Source organism: Nocardia sp. XZ_19_369 (genome assembly GCF_015355715.1).
Taxonomy (GTDB): domain Bacteria; phylum Actinomycetota; class Actinomycetes; order Mycobacteriales; family Mycobacteriaceae; genus Nocardia.
In genome coordinates, this window is the sequence record NZ_JACVED010000008.1 from 1 (window position 1) to 23,306 (window position 23,306).

At 67.0% G+C, this 23,306-nt stretch carries 18 protein-coding genes; 6 read left to right on the forward strand and 12 right to left on the reverse strand.

Going from position 1 to position 23,306, the window contains the following annotated elements; genetic code table 11:
• Window positions 1-343 precede the first annotated feature (343 nt).
• Window positions 344-976: a TetR/AcrR family transcriptional regulator gene (locus tag IBX18_RS28160; RefSeq protein WP_194836531.1), complete on the reverse strand. Its 633-nt coding sequence runs from the start codon at window positions 974-976 to the stop codon at window positions 344-346.
• Between the two features lie 129 nt (window positions 977-1,105).
• Here IBX18_RS28160 and IBX18_RS28165 point away from each other — a divergent pair, with 129 nt between their 5' ends.
• From IBX18_RS28165 to IBX18_RS28175, 3 genes are all read left to right on the forward strand, one after another.
• Window positions 1,106-1,552 (forward strand): hypothetical protein, encoded by a 447-nt coding sequence (locus tag IBX18_RS28165; RefSeq protein ID WP_194836532.1) that lies wholly within the window; start codon window positions 1,106-1,108, stop codon window positions 1,550-1,552.
• Window positions 1,553-1,750: 198 nt separating this feature from the next.
• Complete coding sequence (locus tag IBX18_RS28170; protein ID WP_194836533.1) at window positions 1,751-2,521, forward strand: SDR family oxidoreductase; 771 nt, start codon at window positions 1,751-1,753, stop codon at window positions 2,519-2,521.
• A 158-nt stretch (window positions 2,522-2,679) separates the two neighbouring features.
• On the forward strand, window positions 2,680-2,997 hold the full coding sequence (locus IBX18_RS28175; protein WP_194836534.1) for a DUF222 domain-containing protein: 318 nt from the start codon (window positions 2,680-2,682) through the stop codon (window positions 2,995-2,997).
• A gap of 68 nt (window positions 2,998-3,065) precedes the next feature.
• Here IBX18_RS28175 and IBX18_RS42325 read toward each other — a convergent pair whose 3' ends face one another.
• A complete protein-coding gene (locus IBX18_RS42325) occupies window positions 3,066-3,377 on the reverse strand; it encodes a helix-turn-helix transcriptional regulator (protein ID WP_234390876.1) in 312 nt (103 codons plus the stop codon).
• A 102-nt stretch (window positions 3,378-3,479) separates the two neighbouring features.
• On the opposite strand from IBX18_RS42325, the gene IBX18_RS28185 reads away from it, so the two are divergent.
• On the forward strand, window positions 3,480-4,433 hold the full coding sequence (locus IBX18_RS28185; RefSeq protein ID WP_194836536.1) for an alpha/beta fold hydrolase: 954 nt from the start codon (window positions 3,480-3,482) through the stop codon (window positions 4,431-4,433).
• A 46-nt stretch (window positions 4,434-4,479) separates the two neighbouring features.
• Here IBX18_RS28185 and IBX18_RS28190 read toward each other — a convergent pair whose 3' ends face one another.
• Window positions 4,480-5,307: an endonuclease/exonuclease/phosphatase family protein gene (locus IBX18_RS28190; protein WP_194836537.1), complete on the reverse strand. Its 828-nt coding sequence runs from the start codon at window positions 5,305-5,307 to the stop codon at window positions 4,480-4,482.
• A gap of 30 nt (window positions 5,308-5,337) precedes the next feature.
• Window positions 5,338-6,567 (reverse strand): NAD(P)/FAD-dependent oxidoreductase, encoded by a 1,230-nt coding sequence (locus IBX18_RS28195; protein ID WP_194836538.1) that lies wholly within the window; start codon window positions 6,565-6,567, stop codon window positions 5,338-5,340.
• A gap of 102 nt (window positions 6,568-6,669) precedes the next feature.
• On the opposite strand from IBX18_RS28195, the gene IBX18_RS28200 reads away from it, so the two are divergent.
• Window positions 6,670-7,539, forward strand: coding sequence for a LysR family transcriptional regulator (locus tag IBX18_RS28200; protein WP_194836539.1), 870 nt, complete (start codon window positions 6,670-6,672; stop codon window positions 7,537-7,539).
• 77 nt (window positions 7,540-7,616) lie between these two features.
• Here IBX18_RS28200 and IBX18_RS28205 read toward each other — a convergent pair whose 3' ends face one another.
• From IBX18_RS28205 to IBX18_RS28240, 8 genes are all read right to left on the reverse strand, one after another.
• A complete protein-coding gene (locus tag IBX18_RS28205; protein WP_194836540.1) occupies window positions 7,617-8,990 on the reverse strand; it encodes a hypothetical protein in 1,374 nt (457 codons plus the stop codon).
• A gap of 93 nt (window positions 8,991-9,083) precedes the next feature.
• Window positions 9,084-12,887: a WD40 repeat domain-containing protein gene (locus tag IBX18_RS43195; protein ID WP_194836541.1), complete on the reverse strand. Its 3,804-nt coding sequence runs from the start codon at window positions 12,885-12,887 to the stop codon at window positions 9,084-9,086.
• A gap of 295 nt (window positions 12,888-13,182) precedes the next feature.
• Window positions 13,183-13,443 carry a hypothetical protein gene (locus IBX18_RS28215; protein ID WP_194836542.1) on the reverse strand — a complete coding sequence of 87 codons (261 nt, stop codon included), beginning with the start codon at window positions 13,441-13,443 and terminating at the stop codon, window positions 13,183-13,185.
• A gap of 25 nt (window positions 13,444-13,468) precedes the next feature.
• Window positions 13,469-13,993: a hypothetical protein gene (locus IBX18_RS28220; protein ID WP_194836543.1), complete on the reverse strand. Its 525-nt coding sequence runs from the start codon at window positions 13,991-13,993 to the stop codon at window positions 13,469-13,471.
• Between the two features lie 50 nt (window positions 13,994-14,043).
• Window positions 14,044-19,218, reverse strand: a complete 5,175-nt coding sequence (locus IBX18_RS28225; protein WP_194836544.1) for a hypothetical protein — start codon at window positions 19,216-19,218, stop codon at window positions 14,044-14,046.
• A 163-nt stretch (window positions 19,219-19,381) separates the two neighbouring features.
• Entirely contained in the window at window positions 19,382-19,681 is a 300-nt protein-coding gene (locus IBX18_RS28230) for a hypothetical protein (protein WP_194836545.1), read from the reverse strand.
• 289 nt (window positions 19,682-19,970) lie between these two features.
• Window positions 19,971-21,290, reverse strand: coding sequence for an MFS transporter (locus IBX18_RS28235; RefSeq protein ID WP_194836546.1), 1,320 nt, complete (start codon window positions 21,288-21,290; stop codon window positions 19,971-19,973).
• Between the two features lie 132 nt (window positions 21,291-21,422).
• On the reverse strand, window positions 21,423-21,806 hold the full coding sequence (locus IBX18_RS28240; RefSeq protein ID WP_194836547.1) for a hypothetical protein: 384 nt from the start codon (window positions 21,804-21,806) through the stop codon (window positions 21,423-21,425).
• Here IBX18_RS28240 and IBX18_RS28245 point away from each other — a divergent pair.
• Window positions 21,805-23,268, forward strand: a complete 1,464-nt coding sequence (locus tag IBX18_RS28245; RefSeq protein WP_194836548.1) for an amidase — start codon at window positions 21,805-21,807, stop codon at window positions 23,266-23,268. The genes IBX18_RS28240 and IBX18_RS28245 overlap by 2 nt on opposite strands.
• Window positions 23,269-23,306 lie beyond the last annotated feature (38 nt).

A 23,306-nucleotide genomic window follows, 5' to 3' on the forward strand; every position in this document is an offset into this window, starting at 1 on the left:
GAGGACGTCCAGGCGGTCTCGAGTAGCTGACCTCGCCGAACGCACGCATGTGCCGCGGAGCGCGTGTTGGTTGAACGTCCAGATTAGTTGGACGACAAGGCTTCCCAACGCACGCAAATGCCGAATATCGCGCATCCGATGGAGCTCGTCCTTCGGTTCGCGGGAGCGCACAGAAGACCAACGGGCCGGGCGACTTCCGGCCTCTGGCAGTGCGTGCTCATGCCGCTGAGCGAAGCGGCGAAGCCTCGGCCGGCCGATCGCACTGATCTGCCGATTACACGGTGATTGCAATGCTGTTGGGCAAGTCGATCCGCGGCTGGACAGCTCTCGATACCGCCGCTGTCTACGTGAGCGTTGGCGCCTCTGCTTGCAGGGCGTCGGGAATCGCGGCGAAGGCCTCGTGCAGGCGGGTGATAAGCGCGGATCGGCCGCCGGCGCCGTCGGCGGCGACCCAACCACGCCCGGCGATGCTCCAGGCCGTAGTGGTCAGTTCGGCGAGGATGCGGGGGCGCAGATCGGCGGGGGGAAGGGCGAGTTTGGACGAAAGGTGTGCTGCCACTTCGGTTTCCACACCGGAGCGGGCGTACTCGATGTGTCCGAGCAGGCTGGGGGCGGTCAGGATCAGGTTGCGTGTGGCGATGTAGCGCTGATCCCAGTCGGCGGGCAGCGCGGTTGCCGCGTCGGTGAGGACGTCGCGTAACGCGGTGAGGATCGGCCCGGTGAGTTCACTCGCTGCGAGGGCTTGGAGATAGCCGGTCCAGAGCTCGGTTTCGGCCTCGACGGCCACGGCTTCCTTGGTGGGGAAGGCCCGGAAGAACGTGCTGCGGGAGACCTCTGCCGCCTCGACGAGTTCCTCCACGGTGGTGGCGGCGAAACCCTTCTCGGTGAACAGCGCCAGGGCGGCGTCGGCCAGCGCGCGGCGGGTGCGGATCCGCTTGCGTTCCCGGAGCGGCAGGGCGCGGTCGTCTGCAGACATACCGAGATCCTAGCGCTTAAAGAACCTCAGGCCCGAAAGATACTCAGTCTAAATTGGTACTTGCGCACTTCTGATACTTAGTGTCAGAATTAATCACGTCACCGAGCACACCCGCACAAGGAGATCGCAATGAGCACCGCAACCGCCCCGACCACCCTGAACCCCTCGATCATCGGCCAGGCCGAGAAGCACCACACCGCGGTCCTGACCCGCGCGCTGTCCGGCACCACCCTGGACGAGAAGCAGTGGATCGTGCTGAATCAAGCCGTTGCCGCCGGCGAGCCGGTCGAGCAGGGCGCCCACATCGCCCGGATCGCCGCAATGACCCAGTGGGCCCCCGCCGAGGTCGAAACCGCACTGGACGCACTACTCGCCAAGGGCCTACTGGCCACCACACCCCGCGGACCCCTCGAGCCCACCGACACCGGCAAGGCCGTGGTGAGCAAGGTTCGCACCGAATCCGGCGCGATCGTGGCCGCCGCCTACGGCGCGGTCCCCGCCGAAGACCTGGCCACCGCGGCCCGAGTCCTGGCCACCATCACCGCCCGCATGGCCGACGAATTGGGCCACGCCTGAAACGAATTCGCCACCGGCCCAACGCTTTCGCGAGCGCGGCCGGTGGCACACGAGGCCCCGGCGGCAGCCGATGGCGAGACCGCCCGATCGACCAGCACGAGCGAACCGAAACTCGTTGGCACACGGGCCGGGTGGACCCTGAACGCCATGTCCGAATCCAGCCGGACATCGGATGATCATGTCCGTTGAATAGCTTTCATGAGCGAAACCGACATCCCGACAACCAAAACGGCCCTGGTCACCGGCGCGAGCCGGGGCATCGGCCGCGCCATCGCGGAACGATTGGCCCGAGACGGTGCGGTGGTAGCAGTACATTTCGGTCACAACGACACGGCAGCCAAAGACGTAGTCGCCGGCATCGAGGCCGACGGCGGCCGAGCTTTCGCGGTCCGTGGCGACCTCGGCTCCACCGACTTCGCCACCCTCCTGGACGACGTGGACGCGGGCTTTGCCGGCCTCGGCGCTCCCGCCGGCCTGGACATCCTGGTCAACAACGCGGGCATGACCATCATGAAAGGCGTCGACACCATGACGCCGGCGGAATTCGACACCCTCTTCGCCACCAATGTCCGCGCCCCGTTCTTCCTGATGCAGGGCGTCCTCGACCGGCTCCGGGACGGCGGCCGCGTCGTGAATCTGTCCTCGGCCGTCACCCGGATGGCGGTCCCGGAGATCCTGGCCTACACCATGACCAAAGGCGCCATCGACAGCTTCACCCGCGTCCTCGCCCAGACCCTCGGCCCGCGCGGCATCACCGTCAACGCCGTCGCCCCCGGCTATGTCCTCACGGATATGAACGCCTGGCTCATCGACAACCCCGACGGACAGCGCGAAGCCTCGTCCAATGTCGCTCTCGGCCGCGTCGGCCGTCCCGCCGACGTTGCCGACATCGTCGCTTACCTCGTCAGCGACGACGCCAGGTGGATCACCGGCCAAACCCTGGACGCCAGCGGCGGTACCGCACTCTGATAAGACCTGCTGTGCCGCAGTCGATTACGGTGCACGACAGTGCGCCGATAATCGTTACCGAGTCGAGCTCGCCGATCCGGCGGACGGCACAACCCCGGCCGACACCAGCAAGCCCGAATAGTCGAACATATGTTCTATTCTGCGGTAGGCTCCCTCGCGTGAACATACATTCGACCGCGCTGGCGCCGGATGCCCGGACACCGGGATGGGCGGAACTGGCCGATGCCGACTTGCTGCGCACCCTCGTCGAAACCGAACGCCGCCGGAGGCGACTGGATGCCGCCATGCGCGCGGCCGTCGCCGAAGCCGAGCGCCGCGGCCTCGCCGTGGACACCGGCTATCGGGACACCGTGGAGCTATTGACCGATCTGCTGCGGATCAGTGCTCACGAAGCGCGCCGGCGCATCGAATTCGCGACTCCGCAGGTACGCTCGCGGTCCAGAAAGCGGTGGCGGGTGCTGGCGGCAGCGAGCTGAGGCCGAACCCCTATCCCCCGAGCTTCGCGAGTACCAGCCGCCCGGTCGCCACGTAAGCGTGGCGACGTTTATCGAGACCCGATGGGTTCGGCGAGGGCCAGGTCGAGCAGGCCGGGGAAGCGTGCGTCGAGGTCGGCGCGGCGCAGGGTGAGGTAGAACTTGCGGCCGACGCGGCGCTGATGGATTATCCCGGCTTCGCGCAACGCCCGCCAATGGTGGGTCAGGCTGGATTTGGGTTCACTGGGCAGGATTTCGCCGCAGAACCGTTCCTCGCCGTCGGCCAGGGCGTGAACGGCTTCCATGCGCACCGGGTGACCGAGCGCGGCGAGCACGTCGACGAGACGGATCGCGGTTGCCTCGGGGTGATACAGGTCGACCACACCCCCACTGTACGTGATCTTCGTACGATGGGTTGACTTCCCGGTTCGATTGTACCAACATCTCGTACTATCAAAGGTACGAAATGTTCGTACAATCGAACGATGCGTGAGGAAGTCACCATGCCCAGCACCACCGCGCCCGAGATGTTGTCCGACGCCGCCCTGGCCGCGTCGCTGGAGGGCGGGTTCACCAGCCATGTCGCCGAGGTCAACGGTGTCCGGCTGCACTACGTCGAGGGCGGCACGGGCACGCCGCTGCTGTTGCTGGGCGGCTGGCCGCAGACGTGGTGGCAGTGGAACAAGGTGATGCCCTCGTTGGCAGGCCGGTACCGGGTGATCGCGGTCGACCTGCGCGGCATGGGCGGTTCGGACAAGCCGGTCGACGGCTACGACAAGAAGACGATGGCCGCCGACCTCCGCAGCCTGGTCACACACCTGGGACTGGAGTCGGTGAGTATCGCCGGCCACGACATCGGCGCGATGGTGGCCTATGCCTACGCGGCCAACCATCCCGAGGCCACCGACAAGATCGCGCTGCTCGACGTGCCGCACCCCGACGCGGGCTGGTCGCAGTTCGGGCTTCTTCCAGAGCCGGATCAGCACGTCGACTCGGTGATCGAGGCCGGAAATCGTTCGTATCTATGGTGGTTCGCGTTCAACCAGGTCCAGGGCCTGCCGGAGCTGCTGCTCGGCGACGGCCGCGTCCGGCTGCTGATCGACTGGCTGTTCGGCCGCCAGGCCAAGTATCCGACCACCATCGACGAGCACTCGCGCCAGGTCTACGCCAACGCCTACGCCACCGCCGATGCCATCCGCGCCGGTAACGGCTGGTACCGCACCTTCAACCAGGACATCGCCGACGAGCGCGGCTACGGCCCGATCAACGCCCCGATCCTTGCGCTGGGCGGCGACGAGAGCAACTATGAGTACCTGCGAAACCTGATGCCCACCAAGGGAACCGACGTCACCGTGGTAGAGATCGTCAACTGCGGTCACTACGTCCCCGAAGAACAACCCGACGCCGTAATCGAGGCTCTGGTCACCTTCCTCGGCTGACCGATACTCCTGACGCGCGCAGATCGCGCATTCGCCGACACGATGCTCACTTGTCCTTGCCGATCTCGACGTCGACCACTACCCCGTAGTGGTCGCTCGGCCAGACCCCATCGGTGGGCTGATTGAAAGCGAGTCGCGCGGCACGAATCTCGCAGCGCGCCTTCGGATGTGCATGCCAGGAGCCGGTGAAGACGTAGTCGAGCCGACGGCGATGACCGGGCTGTCGCACGATCTGGTCGAACAGTGCTGCAGCGGTAGCGTTGTCGACGCTCCAGGTATGGCCGGGACCGTCACCGGCCACCTCCCACGCGTCGTGGTAGTGCACGCTGCGTCCGGAAATCGATTGGCGGCCGGTGAGATAGCGGATGCTTGCCGCGTCGGGGTCGGCGTTGAAATCACCGGCGATGATCGTGGGTAGGTCGGTGCGGTGCCGGGCATCGAGATCGGTGAGCGCTACGGCCTGCTGCTCGCGGACCGCCTCGGCATCCAAACGCCAAGCGGCCGTGGTCGATACGAACAGCACCTCGCCTTCGCCTGGCAATGGAACTTCGGCCGCCACCGTGCACCAGGGGACGTCCCCGGCACCCGCCAGGCGCAGATCGAGCACTTCCACGACCCGGTGGGGCCAGCGGCTGGCCACCGCGGTCCCGCCGTAACGGTCGACGAACGGCGGGGCGTAGGCCATCACCTCGGCCTGGTGGGTGCCGTGCAGCTCGGTGCCGTCCAGTAGCGCGTCGAGCTGCTCGGTGTCGACAACTTCCGACAGCGCGACGAGATCGGGGGCCAGGCGACGCAACTCCTGGTTGAGCAGGCCCAGTCGGCGAGGGTCACCCTCGTTGTTCTGAACGTTGATCGTGACGATGCGTAAATGCATTGTGGCTCAGGCTTTCTGAACTCGCGGCGGTCAGCCGACGATCGTGGCCAAATCGACTGTGGGATCGGTGAGGCGGTCTACCTCGGTGTAGGGGTGATCGCGGATGATCCGCTGCCACTGCTCGAATTCACTGCTCCGACCGACGTACGTCGCCGCTACCAGGCGATCGTCCTTCCAGAACAGCGCGGAGAAATCCAAGTCCCCCGGTTCACCGCGGACCGTGCAGCCTCGCTCGCCGTAGACGTCGGCGGCGTCGGGCCACCCGCAAATTTCCAGTCGTGTGCCGAACTGCTCGGACGTCGCGGAGGGAACTGGCGCGTAGGAAGTCTTGTTGCCCAGCATGTTCCGCGCCGCGGCGGTCGCCTGCTCCAACGCATTGCCGTAGTGCTCGATCCGGTACAGCCCGCCGAGCAGCGGATGGGTGATCGTGGTGACGTCACCGGCCGCGAAGACTCCCGGCGCGGAGGTACGGCACCACTCGTCGACGACGATGCCATCGCTGACGGCGAGTCCGGCATGTTCGGCCAGCCCGGTCGCGGGCACCATTCCGACCGCAGCGACCGCGAGGTCGGCGGACCAGTTGGTGCGCCCGTCCTCGGCTACCGCGACGACACCGTCCTCGGTTCGGCTCACCCGGTCCAGCCGCACACCCAGTCCGAACCGCACACCGTTACGCCGATGCAGCGCGGCGAAGAGACCACCGAGCCACGGCGGTGCCACCCGGCCCAGTGGTGCACCGGCGACTTCCAGGACTGTGACCTCACACCCCAGCGAGCGGGCCGTGGCCGCCACCTCCAACCCGATCAGCCCCGCTCCGACGACCAGCAGCGAGCGCTGCGCGGTCAGTTCCGCGCTCAGGGCGAGCGCCTCGGGCAGGGTGCGCAGCGTGCGCGCACCGTCCATTCCCGGAAGCTGCCGGGCTCGGCCACCGGTGGCCAGCAGCAGCTGGTCGTAGCGCAGGGACGAACCGACATCGAGAGTCAGCATCCGTGCGGCGGGATCCAGTTCCTGCACACAGATTCCGGTGCGCAGGTCGATGTCGTTGTCCGCCCAATCCTGCGGTGGTGCCAAAACGATGTGCTCCGGCTCGGCATATCCGGCCAGCAGTCCCTTGGACAGCGGCGGCCGCCAATACGGTTGGCGCGGCTCGTCGCCGATCACGACGAGCGGGCCCGCGTAGCCTTCGGCGCGCAGCGTCTGGGCGGCGGTGGCACCGGCCAGACCGGCTCCGACAATGACGAGGGGATCCGAGGAGTTCATGGTTCGAACGCTAAGCCGGGAGGCCTCATGCCTGCCAAGACCAGTTCTGCCATAAACTCATGCTCCTGAAGGCATCAGCTGGGCGGCACACGGAGGAACCGGATGGACCTACTGCAACTGCGCTACTTCCAGGCGGTCGCCCGGCGCGAGCACATCAGTCAGGCCGCCGCGGAGTTGATGGTGGCGCAGCCCTCGGTGAGCCGGACGATCGCGCGGCTGGAGAAGGAGCTCGGCGTCCCGCTGTTCGACCGCGTGGGACGGCAGGTGCGACTCAACGCCTTCGGCGTGACCTTCCTGCGCCGAGTCGACCGTGCGCTGTCCGAACTCGATGACGCGCGTAGCGAATTGGCCGACGCCGCCGGACTCGACCACGGCCGCGTCACCGTCGCCGCGGAGACCCTGCTGACGATCACCGGATTGCTCGCCCGATTCCGCGCCGAACACCCGGGCGTCGATGTCCGCCTGTTCCAGTCGAATGCCGAAACGATGCAGCGGCAACTCGCCGATCGCGAGGTCGACCTGTGCTTTGCTTCGCAACCGCTGGACGGTCCCGCGCTGCGATCCGTCGAATTGTGGCGCGAGAAGGTACTACTGGCCGTGCCGCTCGCGCATCCGCTGGCCGCACGCGACCGAATCACCATCGCGGAGTTGGCCGACGAACACTTCGTCACCTGCCGCCCCGGCTACTGGCCACGGACCCTGCTCGACCGTTTGTTCACCGAAGCCGGACTACAACCGTCGATCTCCTGCGAAGGTGACGAGCCCGGCGCGACCGGCGATCTGATCAGCGCCGGACTCGGAATCGGGCTTGTCCCAGCGGGTTCGAGACAGGCGGCGCCGCGCTACCCGGTGGCCTGGCTGGAAGTCGACAACCCCGGCTGCGAGCGCGTCTTGAACCTGGTGTGGCGGACGGACACCTACTTGTCGGCGGCCGCCCGAAAACTGCGTGACCGAGCGCCCGTTTTGCAGTAGGCCAGCAGCAAGTACCCGCACTCCCCACCACGAATCCCTCTGTCGCCCATCTCGATTCGAGACAAAAGCAGCAGCTCCTACCCCGCACCGGGCAAGCCGCTGACTTGCCGGTACCAAACCGGCACAGCCCGAACTCTTTTGCGGATCCAGTACTGCGGATAACGCCGGAATCGTTGAAACCGGTTTCCCGTCGGAGGCTGGATATCGTCGTCCGGCAATTCGCTGGCCCCTTCGGCCTGCGGATCCATCTGACGCCTCATGGACTTCGACCAAGAGTGGAGACGGCGGCGCACCAGCCACCGAACCCAACCGCCAGGCATCCATAAAGCATTCGATGTCCGCAGCCCGTTTGCCGAAAGGAGGAGCGGCATGATCGAGAATGATAGGAATGCCAGCGAAATTCCTATCTTTCCGAGGCCCGAAACATCGGACCCGACAATGCTTTCCAGGAGAGACAGACACCACAGCAGTACTATCACAAGCAAAAGCAGTCCTATGAGGATCGCAAGCACAAATTGCCGCTCAACTATGTCCACGACTATCAGCGCGACACCTCCGCCGACGACCACCACGGCCAGTGTCGCCATCAAGATAAGCTTCAGATAGGAGGACCCTGCGTCGGTCCAGTCCGCGCCCCTTACAGCGGCAGCAGCGACAAGTGGCCCAGCGGCGGTCAAGACCACAGTAAGCGCGAAATCGCAGAGCAGCCAGCCGGTCCGGCCCACTGTGCCACGTCGTGTCCATCCGCCAGCCGCGCGGTGCTCCGACCAGGCAGCTCGACCGTTCGCTGGGCCGTGCTCACTGGGGCTGCCCAGCAGCCGATGGACACGACGGTAGTCCTCCGCTACTCGGTGTAGCCGCACCTCACTCCGGATTTCGGGGCCTTCGACCAAGCCCGCGCTGGTGTCGATACTCAGCACTGCGATCACACTTCCGGCACCGAAGACAGCAAACCCGCCGAGTATCTCGCCGCTGTAGACACCGGCAACCAAAGAAGCAATACCCACCAGAACTGCCGAGTAGCTGCATACCTGCGCCGCCTGCGACAGCATCAGGTATCGCGCATATAGGCCGGCGCGGGCTGCCAACTCGGCCTCGTCCGCCTCCTCGGAGCCATCGCCTCTTCCTGGCGGATTACTGGCCCGGATCGACCAGGCAGCGACGTTCAATCCAATGATGAGCGCCGCAAAAACACCGAGGATCCCGGCGCCTGACGAGACACTGATGGTCGGCGTAGCCGAGTCGTTCGGAGATTCCGGACCTGAAAGGAATCGGACCCAGCCGATGAATATTGAAAGGACGATAAACACGATTCCAGCGGATACGGTCACAGTCGCCGTTGCGCGCACATCTCTGTCATACAAAGCACGCACCGAACCTGCCACCCGACGATACTGGCCTCCCCGTTCGTCAGGGTCTACGTCTCGATCCTGATCAGCACCAATCAGCATTCTTTACCCCCTCGCGCGACGCGCCACCGATTCGCTTATCTTCCCCGAATCGCGATCACCCAGCAACCAAATCGGCTACTGAGTTGCGGAACTTCAGCAAGGGCGCACATAGGGAAGCGACGGGAGCAGGTCATGCCAGGTTCGCTCGTCGACGTGCACCGCGGAGGAGTCGCACAGTTCCGCGGCGACCGCTTCCGGCGCCAGGTACCACAGGGCGGACAGTTGATCTCCGATGCCCAGCAGGCGGGACTCGTCGCGTGGGTCGAAGCGCAGGAACCACGTCGAGCCGATTCGCGCTTCGATCGGGTCACCGAGTGGCTCGATGTCCGATGGGTCGGCGATGTTCCACAGCCGGGCGACGCCGTCGTCACCGCCGGAGGCCAGGCGGCTGCCGGATTGATCGATGGTCAGGGTCCGCACCGCGTCGGTGTGGGCGCGGATCGCGTCCAGTTCGCGTACCCGGGCCGGATCGGTGATGTCCCAGGACCGGATCATGCCGTCGCCGTCGGCACTGAAGAGGGTCTTGCCGTCCGGGGCGAAGGCCAGTGCTCGCACGATCGCCGCACGGCTGCCCGGCAGTGTCGCCACCGTCTTGCCCGGTACAGCCGTGTCCCACAGGTGAATTCGTGCGTCCTCGTCGGCCGCCGCGACCAGTCGACCATCGGGAGCGAACGCCGCGAGTTCGATCGCGCTGTCGTATCCGGTCGACAGTTGCCCGAGCGGGCGCCGGTCGGTCACCTCCCACAGCTGGAGCGATCGGCGGTCGACTCCGGTGAGCAGACGGTCCCCGCTCGGGTTGAAAGCGATCGGACCGCCGCCAGGTAGCGAGCCGATGGGGTTCGGCCGCGTCGGATCGGCGAGATCCCACAGCCGCACCTCACCGCTGCCCGCGGTAGCCAGCAGCGAACCATCCGGCCGCAGAGCGACTTTGGCGCCGCGCCGATCCGGCGGTGCGCCCGCAGGCAGCTCGCTCAGCAACCGGGTGTCGAACGGAGCGCTGACATCCCACAGGGCGATCTGACCGTCGTGCAGGCCACTGGCCAGCACCTTGTTCGCCCGATCGAAGCTGACCGAACTGAGTGAGCCCGCGAACGCGAGGGCGAGATTCCCCCGCGCATGGCGCCACGTTCGGATCCGTCCGTCCCAGCCCGCGGTGACCATCTGAGTGTCCGAAACGATCACGAACGACCGATTCGTACCGCTGTTGCCGCTCAGTTCCCGCCCGATCGGGGACACGCCATCGGGACGGCTGGTATCCAGGTTCCGCACGGCGCCGTCGGCGTCCGTCGTGACGAGCAGTCGCCCGTCCTGCCAGAATTGCAGCGAGGCGATGGCGACCGGACGGGTCTGTTTGCGGCCGGCCAGCCGTGGCAGTCCCGGATCGGACACGTTCCACACCTGCACAATCCCATTGCCGGTACCTACCGCGAGCCGACCACCCGGCCCGAAGGCAATGGCCTGCACGGCGCCTTCGCTGTCGAGCGGTGCACCCAGCGGGAGCGGCTGTTCGGGGTTATCGATCGACCAGAGCCGGACGGTGCGGTCCTCGCCTGCGGTGGCGAGGACCTGAGCGTCCGGCGCGAGCATCAGTGACCGTATTCCGTTGGCGTGTGCGGCAACCGGTGTTTCCAACCGCCGAATAGCCTGCGGTGTCTCGACATTCAAAAAGTTCAGCGTTCCGTCGACGGCGCCGGCGACAACGGTGCGACCGTCGGGCAGGAAGGCGACCGAGGTGGTGGCCGTGCCGGCGTCGAACTCACCGAGCCTGCCTGCCTCGGCCGGATTGTGGACATCCCAAAGCCGCACTGTGCCATCACTACCCGCGCTGGCCAGCACCTTCCCGTCCGGACCGAACGCCACAGACTCGACATGACCGCGATGACCGGTCAGCGCCGGTCCGGTCGCGGTGATCGCCTGCGGATCCGACAGATCCCACAACCGGATGAGACCGTCGCTGCCCGCACTGGCCAGCAACTTCCGGTTCGGGCTCAATGCGAGCCCGCGCACGAGTCCGTCGTGTGCCGCCGCCGACGCGATATTCAGCGGCAACAACTGCATCGCAAGCAGGCGGGCTCGGGCGGCCGGGTCATCGGGGCTCAGCCGATACGCGGCCAGCGCGAGCTGGGTCGAGAGCCCCGGGTCCACCCCGTCGATGCGTTGCGATTCCTCGATCAGCTGGCCGAGCACGACGTCCTTGTGCTCCTGCGCGACCGACGCGCGCTGGGTGATCACGACCACCGAAAGCACCAGTGCCACAATGGACAACGCGGCAACGGCGGCGAAGATCAGCCGCCGTCGCACGGCGCGGTTGCGCTGCCGTTCCGAGGCCGCCGCGACGAACTCCTTCGCGAGCCGGTTCGCGGAATCCGTGCGCCGCATCCACGCGACCGCGTCCTCGAGCCTGGTCCGCGAGTAGAGCAGCGACACCGGCCGGCCCTGGCGGGCCCACTCGCGTGCGTCCGCTTCGATGCGCTGGCGGACGGGTGCGAGTTCCTTCTCCTCGGACAACCATTCGACCATGCGCGGCCATCCGGTCAGCAGCAGATCATGGACCACTTCGACTTCGTCGTTGCGCTGCACGATTATTCGCGCGCGAGTCAGCCGCGCGATGACCGCGCGGGTCGCTTCCGGATCGGCGGATTCCGCGATGAGCAGTTCGACCGGCATCCGGTCGCGCACCGCCGCGGTCGGCCCGATGATCGTCAGGGCGACCAGCGCGTGCCGGGCGGCGGCGCGTTGCCGATCGGTCAGCCGGGACCAGAACTTCTCGGCGCCGACCGCGCTCACGCGGGCCAACCCGCCCGCTTCGCGATAAGCCTCCAGCGTCAGCGTTTTGCCACGCCGGTTGGCCCATGTCGCGGCCAGCGCGAAGGACAACAGCGCGAGTCGCACCGAACTGTGCGGTTCGATGGCGTCGAGGTCCTGCAGCAGCGTGTCGACCAGGCTGTCCTCGATACGCAAACCGGCTACTTCGACGGGGCGGACGATCGCCTCGCGCAGTTCCGCCGGTGTCATCGGGTCGAGCACCATCGCGTGCGCCCGCAACACCGTCATCAGCAACGGATATCGCAGCAGTTCGGGGAGATGAGCGGCATCGAACGCGACGACCACGGTGGTCGGTGGCTCGACGCCGGGCGCGGCGAGTGCCGCCAGAACGTCCAGGAACTGTTGCCGCAGAGCCTCATTGCCGCATCGGGTGAACAGCTCCTCACCGCGGTCCACCACCAGCAGACAGTGACCGGGTAGCCGCGCGTCGAGTGCGGCGGCGAGCGCGGCCATCGGGTCGTCGCCCGGTGTCATGGTGATCGGTATCCGCGGGCCCGGCGTGGCCTGTAGCCCGGCGGCGAGCAGTGAGGACTTGCCGACACCCGAAAGACCCAGCAGGACAGCCATTGCCAGGCCGCCGCTCGATTCCGCATCGGAAATCAGTTGGAACAGACGCTGTTTCGCTTGCTCGCGGCCGAAGAACAGGTCACTGTCCTCGGTTCGGTACTCCAGTAGCCCGCGGAAGGGCTCGCGACCGATATCGATACTCGGCGGCTCGACCTTCGCCGCCTCCCAATCCGCGCGCCAACGCGCCAGATCCAGCAAGGTGGCGTCGGTGGGTAGGTTGTTGCGGCGCTTCGCCTCTCCGATCAGCACCTCGAGCACCGGATGGATCGAGGCGAAGGTGGCGGGCGTGCGGTTGCCGCGCCGCCAGTCGCTGATCCGCTGGGCGGTGACCCGGCCGCCGTCGCGCGTCTGTTCATTCGCCGCGCGGACCACCGATTTCACCGGTGGCGCGCCGGCCGCGGCGAAAAGCTGGCCGAGGCGGGCGGCGAAGACGCGGCGGCCTTCGGCTCGGCTCGGACCGCTCGGCGTCGGACCGACCGGGGAGGGCGTTGTGCGCTCGTCCACCTGTCGGCTATCGCCGCGGGGGCGGGGTTGTGGATTGTGGGCAGATCAGCGAACAAGACAATCGCATGTGCTCCACCGAGGTGTCGGGGTGTGGGACCGAGCCGGGATCGTGCTGCGACCGACCGAGTGGAGTGTCCTCGGGCTGCTTGCCATCGAGCACGGTTTCGGCGCCACCGGGCGCACCCGGTCGAGCGGCACCCAGATCGTACCAGCCGGTTTGGTCCGAACCGGTGGACACGACGAGGCACACCGCGGATGCAGTCACGGTGTGCCTCGCGCGCCCATCATGGGACTTTTACAGCCCCATGAGGATTGCGTTCTGCACCGCAGGCACGAAGCCAAGGGTGCCGGCCAGCATCAGGCCGACGCCCAGTCCGGCGTGCCGGTGCCGGTTCCACCAGCCGACGGGGCCGACCCGGGGCTCGTGACAGCGGGCGATGGTGTCGTCGTCGGTGGCGTTCTGCTCGTAGTAGCCGAAGCAGACCGGTGCGGAAGCGGCGTCGAGCAGTCCGGCGAAGGGGGCGGTGCTGCTCGGTGCGGATCTCGTCTCGAACATGATCGATCTCCTTTGCTGGTCGGGATCAGCTGATGGCGTCGGTCCAGGGATCCATCAGGGCGTTGTAGACGTCCTTGGTGAAATCGCCGCGGCCGATCAGGTCGCCGAGCACCGCCGCGGTGACCGCTCGGTTGATCGTGCTGAGCGCCCCTACCCCACCGAGCGAGGCGAGCAACCCGCCGAAACCTTCGGCACCGCCCGAGATGGCCGGGGTAATCGACTGTCCGGCAATCAGTCCCGCGATCTGCACGGCGCGGGTGCGGCCGAACTCCTTTGCCGTGACGGCCGCGATCGCCGCGGTCTGCGTGTCGGCGGTCGAGGTACGGAAGCTCGCCAGCAGTCGCTCGATGCTTTCGTTGGCGGATGGGCCGGCCGTGAACCCGGCGTCCTTGTTGGCGTTGAGTTTCGCCAGTTCGTCGGGGGTGAGCTGGGCGGCGCGTTCGACGATCCGCACGACATCACGCCACTGTGGGCCGTAGAGATACTCCAGGTGCAGGGCTGGGTCGGCGGTATCGAAGCCGGCTTCGGCATTGTTCGTCTCAGGGTTCATCTTTGACTCCGAGTTCGTTGTAGGAGAGAGGGTTTCGGTTCGGCGCGTGCTCATACGGACACCGTGACCAGACGACGGTCGTCCTGGTTGGTGGTGCGCCCGTCCGCCGCACCGATGCCGACCAGCGGGAGCTCGGCCTCGGCGGCCGCGGGCTGCGGGGCCAATGCCTTCTGCAACGAGGCGATCAGATCCTCGAGGCTCGCGGTGTCCTGGATGTCGTCGAGGAACTGGGTTCCGGTCGGGGTCATGCCGCTGTCGGAATCCCCGCGCTCGGTGTTCTGGTCGCGCCAGGCCCGGATCGCGGAGATGAGGTAGGACTTCACATCCGGGATCGACAGTCCGACCAGCGGCACCACCACGATGACCGCCAGCAGGAGCAGCGGCAGCACGACCACCAGCGGCAGGAAACCACCGGCCAGCAGCAGTGTCGCCGTCGCGGCCAGCAGCAGCGGAGCGCCGAGCAGTGCTGCCCCGCCGACCAGCGCCGCACCGCCCACCGCCGCCGCCAACGCGGCCGCGCCGAGTGCGGCAGCAGCGCCGACCGGCACCGCTATCGTCAACAGCGTCGCCAGCAGTGCCAGCGTCAGCAGAACCGCCAGTGCCGCAGGCACTCCCAAAGCGACCAGCGGCAGCCCGATCACCGCCACCGCGACCGCACCGGCCGCGATCACCGAAGCCGCCACCGCGGCGATCGCCAGCAGTGGCAGTGCCGCCAGCGCTAGTGCCAGCAAGCCACCCGCACCGAGCAACGCGACAACCGCGCCGAGCGCAATGGCCCCGACCACCAGAGGCGTGATAGTGAGCGCGGCCAACGCGACCGCACCCGCAGTCAGCAGCGCGACCGTCGTCAGCACCGCACCAACCGCCAACGCCCCCAACACCAGCGGCGTCGCCACCGCCAGCGCGGCAATCGTCACCGCGACGGCCAGCGCAAACGCACCGAATGCGATCAGCCCGGGTGCGGCCAGCGCAGCAGCCACAGCGGCTGCGACCGCACCTAGAGCGCCGAGGGCGACCAGGCCCGGCAGAGCCAGCGCCGCAGCCACGGCAACCGCACCGAAGGCCAAGGCTCCCAACACAATCGCTGCTGGAATACCCAGCGAGGCGGCCGCGGCGGTGGCAAGCAACGCGAGTGTTCCGATTACCGCACCAATGCCAAGCGCAATCAGCACAGGCAACGCCAGCGCAGCAAGCCCGATCAGCGCCGGCGACGAGAGGGCCGCCAGCGCAACCGCGCCGACTGCCAGCAGCGCACCCACTGCGAGAACGGCACCCACGGCGAGCGCACCGAGCACAACCGGTGCCGCCGCTAGAGCCAGTGCCGACAGAACGGCAGCACCGGTGGCAAGCAGTGCGCCGGTTCCGATGACTGCGCCAATAGCCAACGCGCCCAACACAACCAGCACGGGCAACGCCAGAGCCGCCAGCGCGACCGCGCCGACCGCCAGCAGCGCGCCTGTCCCGATAGCCGCACCCACTGCGAGCAACACCGGCACCGCAACGACAGCGAGTGCGGCGAGAGCGAGCCCAGCCGTGGCAAACAGTGCGCCTGTCCCGATGACAGCGCCCACCGCGAGCACAACCGGCGCCGCTACCAGAGCCAGTGCCGATAGAACGGCAGCACCCGTAGCAAACAGTGCACCCGTTCCGATAGCCGCCCCAATAGCCAACGCGCCCAACACAAGCAGCACGGGCAACGCCAGAGCCGCCAGCGCGACCGCGCCGACCGCCAGCAGTGCGCCCGTCCCGATAACAGCACCCGCCGCGAGCACACCGAGCACAATCGGTGCCGCTATCAGAGCCAGCGCCGACAGAACGGCAGCACCGGTGGCAAGCAGTGCGCCGGTTCCGATGACTGCGCCAATAGCCAACGCGCCCAACACAACCAGCACCGGCAATGCCAGCGCGGCGAGGACTAGACCGCCGAGCACGATCGGCACCGCGAGCGCAGCGAGAGCGACCGCGGTGACCAGACCGCCGAGCGCGGCCAGAACGGGTGAGCCCAGGACGGCGGTGATGACGAGCGCGGCGAAGGCCAAGCCGGCCAGGATGACCAGCGTGCCGACGGCGAGTCCGGCGAGGGCGACCACTGAAGCGGTCACCGCGGCGGCGACCACGATTGCCGCGACCACTGCGATGGCGGCGAGGGCGACGAGCGCGGGAATTCCGGTCCAGCCCGCCAGCAGCACTACTGCCACCGCACCGAGGGCCAGTACGCCGAGGGTGACGGCGGTGCCGAGCGCGATCGCGCCGAGCGCGGCCAATCCGGTGACGGCCGCCGCGACGACCGTGACCACGGCGGCCAAGGCCAGCGCAGCCAGACCGATCGCGTTCGCAACACCGAAGACGGTCAATGCGATCACCGCGGCAAGGGCGAGCGCACCGAGCACAACCGCCCCGACCAGACCGATGGCTGCGAGCGCGATCAGTGCGGGCACGCCCGTCCAACCGAGCAGCAGCACCACGGCCACCGCGGCGAAGGCCAGCACCAAGGTCGTCACCACCCCGGCCAGCGCCAGCGCACCGAGAGTCACCGTCCCGGCCAGACCCAACCCGAGCGCACCGAGTACAACCGCCGCGACCACAGCCAGCGTCGCCAGCGCGACGGCCCCGAGCCCGAGCAGCACCGGTGCCGCCACCAGCGCCAACGCGATCGCGCCGAGCACCAACGCCGTCAGCGCAACCGCGCCAGCAGCAATCAGCGCCCCGATCCCGACAACAGCAGCCACCGCCAGCACCGCGAGCACCACCGGCGCGGCAACTACAGCCAGCGCGGCAAGCACAGCCGCACCGGTAGCGAGCAACGCCACCGTTCCGATAACAGCGCCTAAAGCCAACGCGCCCAACACAGGCAGCGCCAGAGCGGCGATCGCGAGCGCACCCAGTACAAATGGCGCTGCAAGCACCGCGAGTGCCACTGCACCGACCACCAGCGCCGCAATCACTCCCAACACCGGCAGCGCCAATACCGCGAGCGCGACGACGGCGGCAATAGCGAGCGCACCTAGGACAAACGGTGCGGCCAGCAGGGCGGCACCGGTGGCAAGCAACGCCACCGTCCCGATAACGGCACCTATTGCCAACGCGCCCAACACAATCAACACAGGCAGCGCTAGAGCGGCAATCGCCAGCGCACCAAGCACAAATGGCGCGGCGAGCACGGCAAGGACCACAGCCGCAACCGCGAGCGCACCGAGGACGAACGGCGCGGCAAGCACCGCAAGCACTCCGGCGCCGACAACCAGCGCCGCAAGCACTGCCAACACTGGCAGCCCCACTACAGCGAGCGCGACCACCGCAGCGATCGCGAGGGCGGCAAGTACGAACGGAGCCGAGACGACAGCGAGGGCGATCAGCGCCGCGATCGCAGCCAAGGTGACTACCGCGGCTACTGCGCCGAACGCGAGCAGCGCAGGTCCGCCGAAGACCGCGATCACGACCAGTGCAGCGAAAGCCAGTGCCGCAAGGGCGATCACACCACCGACAGCGAGGGCAGCGAGTCCAACTACCGCCGCGACAACGAACGCAGCCACCACGGTCAGCGCAGCCACCACACCCGCCGCGACAACGATCGCCGCCACCGCAGCGATGGCACCGATGATGAGCAGCGCGGGCAACCCCGTCCAGCCCAATACAACGAAGACGATCACCGCGGCAAGCGCCAGCACCCCGAGCGTGGCCGCGACCCCGAGCGCGATGGCACCGAGCGCGATCGCCGCCGGCAAGCCCAACCCGAAGAGCACAGCCAACGCAGTAAAGGTGACCGCACCGATCACGATCAACGCGGCCAACGCGAGCGCGGACAACGCGATCGTCTCCACCACGGCGAACACCGTCAGCGCGACGACCGCAGCCAGGATCAGCGCACCGATCGTCACGACGCCGACGAGTGCGAGCGCGGCGAGCGCGATCAACGCGATCGGCCCGGTCCACCACAGCGTCAGCACGACCACCAGCGCGGCGAAGCCGAGCACAGCCACCGTCGCCACGGCGGCGAGACCCAGCGCGCCCAGCGTCACGATTCCGGCAAGGCCGAGCCCGACCAGACCGAGCACGACCAGCGCAGGCAACGCCACGGCCGCGAGCGCGATCCCGCCGAGCACCACCAGAACCGGCAGCGCGACAACAGCCAGCACAACTCCGAGGACGATCAGCGCAGGCAAGGCCACCGCGGCCAGCACGATGCCGCCGACCAGCAGAGCGCCGATGATCAGCGGCGCGGCCAACAGCGCGACGGCACCGATCGCCAGCGCGGCAACAACACCGACGATCACTACCGCGGCGAGCACCGGCAGCGCCAGCAACGGCAAGGCTGCCTCACGCCGAGAGTTGATCAGCCCGCTGTCCAGCACCAGATTGCGAATTTCGGTCAGCACCGGCGCGAGCGCGGTACTCAGCGAGCCGACCGGATCCGCGATGAGCTGCCTGATCCCTTCGGCCAAGCCCTGCAACGGATCCGCGCCACCCACGGTCTGCCCGAGCATCGGCGTGAGCAGATCGCGCAACGCCTGGGTCGGGTTCGGCCCGTCCTTCGGGAAGTCGAACAGGGTCTGCGCCTGGTTGATCAGGTCTTCGATCGGCGAGCTGATCGGGTCCCGGCGCGTGCCCGCCTGTTCGATCGCCTGATTGACGAAGGCGAGCATGTCTTCCACGGGCCCGCGAAGCGGCCCGCTCGGAAAGGTCTTGTCGGCCCAACCGGCCAGCTGCTGGAGATCGACACCAGTGCTGATCACCTGTTCCGCAACGGCGGCCATCTCGGTGACCTGCGAGGGAACGAAGCCGAGCGGGCCAGCCGCAGGAGTAGCACCGGATATCGGGGCAGCAGGTCCCGGCTGGGCAGCGGGCGGCGCCGGCGGCGTAGTGAATCCGCGAATCATGCTGCCCGCGTTTTCGGCCGGTGTGCCTGCGGTGACGTTGTCCAGCGCGTTGAGCGCCTGATCCACCATGTCCTGCCCGGCGGGACCGAAATTGGTGGCGACGTTGCCGAGTTCGGGTACGGCCGCCCCGATGTCCGGTACGGAGTCGCCGAATTCGGTGATCGCCCCGCCGATCGCGTCCCCTAGGCCGGGCACGGCGGAGTTCAAGCCGGGGACGAACTCACCCGGATTGGTCGGAATCGGCGGAAACGCGGGCGCTTCCGCCGACGCCCGGCCGGTCGACACCATCACGGTGGCCAGCGAGGCGAACGCGGCCGCCGCATACAGGCCGCGACGATTCCGTTTCACTGCCTTGCGATGCTTTGCACCTTGTTTGGTGGTCCTGGAACGCTCGTGAGTTACCGACATGAGGAACCTTTCGATCGAACAGGAATGCAGCGAGGACCCAGCCGAGAGGGACTGGGCATGCCGAGCTCGGAGCGAGCTCGCTGAACGAAAAGGAGGGGGCGGGTCAGACCGGGCCGTATTCGCCGGTCGCGCACGCCGCCCTGGACCAGCCGCCGTTGGCACCCACGGTGGTCCCGATTCGGGTGTGCAGTACGCCGCCGATATCGCGGCACCTGATGTACGCGTGCTGCCCGACCCCTGCCCCCGGTTCACAGGTGATCGTGAGCTGGTTCGGCACCGCGTAGTCCGAGCTACATCCGGCGGGCGGCGGGTCGGCCGCGGCCATGCCCGAGACGAACGCGGCGCAGACGATGGTCGGCAAGCACACCACAGCTAATAGCTTGCAACTGCTGGTGATGTTCATGCGACCAGCGTCGGACCGCCGAGCAAACCGCGTCAACCAGCAAACCAGGCAGTTTTCACATCCTCGCAGTTCACGGCATATGGACGACTAATCCCACGCGGATTATCGTAACCAAGAACTGACATAAAAACTCTTGACATACACCACCGACGCGGTCGACAAGCCAGTCGAGTCGTCAGTTCAGCGATCTTCTAGCAACCCGGGGAGTAACCACAGGGAAAAACCCGCACCCGACGTGAATCAGGTGCGGGTCACCCCTCGACCTAGGCGGCGCTTCGTCGAAACCCGACTACAACGCCCTGTCTTTGGTCTCCACCAACGCCTTGGTGCAGAAGAAACTCAACAGCGCCAGACCGGCCATCATGTAACCGATCGCATTGCTGCCGTAGGCCGACGCGAGCGGCGTGGCGATCAGCGGCGGAATCGCACCGCCGAGCACCCCGGCCAAGTTGTAGCCGAGCCCAGCGCCGGTGTACCGATACCGGGTCTGGAACATCTCCGGCAACAGCGCCCCGCACGGTCCGTACGCGACACCGAAGATCGCCAGGGTGACCAGCACACTGATCACGAATGCGGGACGAGAACCGCTGTCGAGCAGCGGGAACAGCGCCAGCGACCAGACCACCGCGAGCCCGGACGAGACCATGATGACCAACCGGCGACCGAGCCGGTCGGAATACAAGGCCGAAAGGACGATCGCCGCACCGAATACCACCGCGGCCGCGATCCCGACGGTCAGCACGAACGGGCGACTGAAGCCGAGGGTCTTGGTGCCGTAACTGGTCAGGAATGCGGTGCCCATATAGAAGAAGGCGAACAGAATGGCCAGCGCACCTGCCGAAAGCAGGATTTCCTTGGTCTGGAATCGCCACGCTTCGAGGAACGGCAAGCGCGCGGGTTCGGGGTCGAGTGCGCGTTGGGTCGCGTTGGCCCGGAACACCGGGGTCTCGTCGATCGCCAGCCGCACATACAACCCGATACCGACCAGGACGATGGAGAATACGAACGGGATCCGCCAGCCCCAGTTCAGGAAATCGTCGTTCGTATCACCGAACAGCGTGCCGGTGATCAGGAAGGTTGCGCTGGAAAGCGCGAAGGCGAAAGCGGGACCGATCTGCGGGAACATGGCATAGAGGCCGCGTTTTCCGGGCGGTGCGTACTCGGCGGTCAGCAAAGTCGCACCGGCCCACTCGCCGCCGACGGCGAAGCCTTGACCGAAGCGCAGTAGCACCAGGATCAGCGGTGCCGCGACGCCGATGGTGGCCGCGCCGGGGAGCAGGCCGATCAGCAAGGTGGAGACACCCATCAGCAAAAGCGTGGAGACGAGGGTCTTCTTGCGACCGATCCGGTCGCCGAAATGTCCGAAGACCATGGCGCCGACCGGTCGTGCGACGAAGGCGACGGCGAAAGTCGCGAACGAGGCGACGGTGCCCGCCGTCGACCCCAGCGCCGGAAAGAACACCTTCGGAAATACCAGCGCTGCCGCGGTCCCATAGATGAAGAAGTCATAAAACTCGATGGTGGTGCCGATACAGCTGGCGATGGCCACCCGCCGCACACTGGTGCGGCTCGTCGTCACCGTGGTCCGTTCTGGCGACAGTCTTTTCATACGTTCCTCATCTCGTGCACCCTGCGCTGTCCACGCGGGACGCGGGGTGAGTGGGACCATAGTGATGCAGGTCACTCGTCGACTACCCCTCAACGGGGGTGGTCGCACTGCCGGGCAGGCACCCGCAGTCGCTTATGGCGACGGCATCGTGCGCGCGGGCAACGGAGCTGTGCGCGATGTGGTGTCGAGTAACTCATCGCCGATTTGCACATTTCCTTGAATAATGCCCACGCGATGTGAAGGCTCTTCGACCTCGTGAACTCCAAACAACAAACGCGACAGCGGAACATACGGAGAATTGAGACATGCATCCCGTTGCGCGCAGCCATATTTCATGGCCTGCGCAATGGCGATCAACTCCTGCCAGATAGCCCTGACCTGCGCTAACAAGATATCGGTGGCGTCACAGATGCGCGACCTTGCCAATCGCAATGCGACGCGGCCAGAATTACCGGTAAATGTCAACGACTTTATGCTAGTCAGGCATCCGAAAAAGGCCGGTATGGTCGAATCCATGGAGTTGAACTTTATTGCGGCAGAACAGCTTTTGGCGGCGTTGCGCGCGGGTGAGGTGACGTCGGTGGAACTCACCGACGAGGCGATCGCTCGTATCGAACGCGACGACAAGCTGATCAACGCCATCTGTGTGCCGGACTTCGATCAGGCACGAAAAGCCGCCCGCGCTGCCGACCAGGCGCGCGCCCGCGGCGAAGATCGGCCGTTGCTGGGCATCCCGGTGACGGTCAAAGAGTCGTACAACATGGCCGGCCTGGCCACCACCTGGGGCATGCCGCAGCATCGGAACTATCTGCCGACCGAAGACGCGGTACAGGTGTCGCGGCTCAGGACCGCAGGCGCGGTGATTCTCGGCAAAACCAATGTGCCGCACACGTTGCGAGATATCCAGAGCTTCAACGAGATCTACGGCACCACCAACAACCCGTGGGATCACACTCGCACGTCGGGTGGATCCTCCGGCGGCTCCGCGGCGGCCCTGGCGTCCGGCTTCGGCGCACTGTCCATCGGCTCGGATATCGGCGGTTCGTTGCGCACGCCCGCGCACTTCTGCGGCGTCTACGCGCACAAGCCGACCGTCGGGCTGGCCGCGACTCGCGGCATGGTCGCGCCGCCCGCATCCGCATTGCCGGTCGAGCTGGACCTCGCGGTTGTCGGCCCGATGGCGCGCACCGCCCCCGACCTCACGCTGCTGCTCGACGTGATGGCCGGACCGGACCCGCTGACGCTCGGCGTGGCCTACAAATTGACGCTGCCGCCGGCGCGCCACGACCGGCTCCGCGACTTCCGGGTGTTGGTCCTCGACGACCATCCGGTCATTCCCACCAGCTCCGCTGTGCGAGCGGGCGTGCACAGAGTCGCCGGCGCGCTGGTCGAGGCGGGCGCCCGCGTCGAACGGCACAGTCCACTGCTACCCGATCTGACCGAAGCCGCGACGGTCTACATGCAGTTGCTGATGTCCAACGTCGCCGCGAGCCATACCGCCGAGGCGTATGAGCAGCTGGTGCACCATGCCGCCGGATTGAGCGCGCAGGACGAGAGTCTCGATGCGGCGCGATTCCGCGCCATGGTGTTCAGCCACCGCGAGTGGATCGAGGCGAACAACCGTCGCGAACTGCACCGCCAAGGCTGGCGTCAGCTCTTCGGCGAGTTCGATGCGGTGGTGTGTCCGATTACGCCCACTCCCGCGTTCCCGCACAACCACGGCACGGGTATAGAGGAACGGCAGATCGATATCGACGGCGTCGACTACCCGTACTTCGACCAGCTCGTGTGGGCCGGGGTGGCCACCATGCCCGGCCTGCCCGCCACCGCCATCCCCGCAGGCCGGTCCCCCGAGGGCTTGCCGGTGGGCGTGCAGCTCATCGGCCCGACGTTCGAGGACCGCACGCCGCTGCGGCTGGCCGAACTGCTCGAGCAGCAGATCGGCGGCTTCCAGGCACCGATGGGCGGCCACACGTAGGCCGTGTCCGCGCACGGATGGCGCGGTGCCGCCGGTAG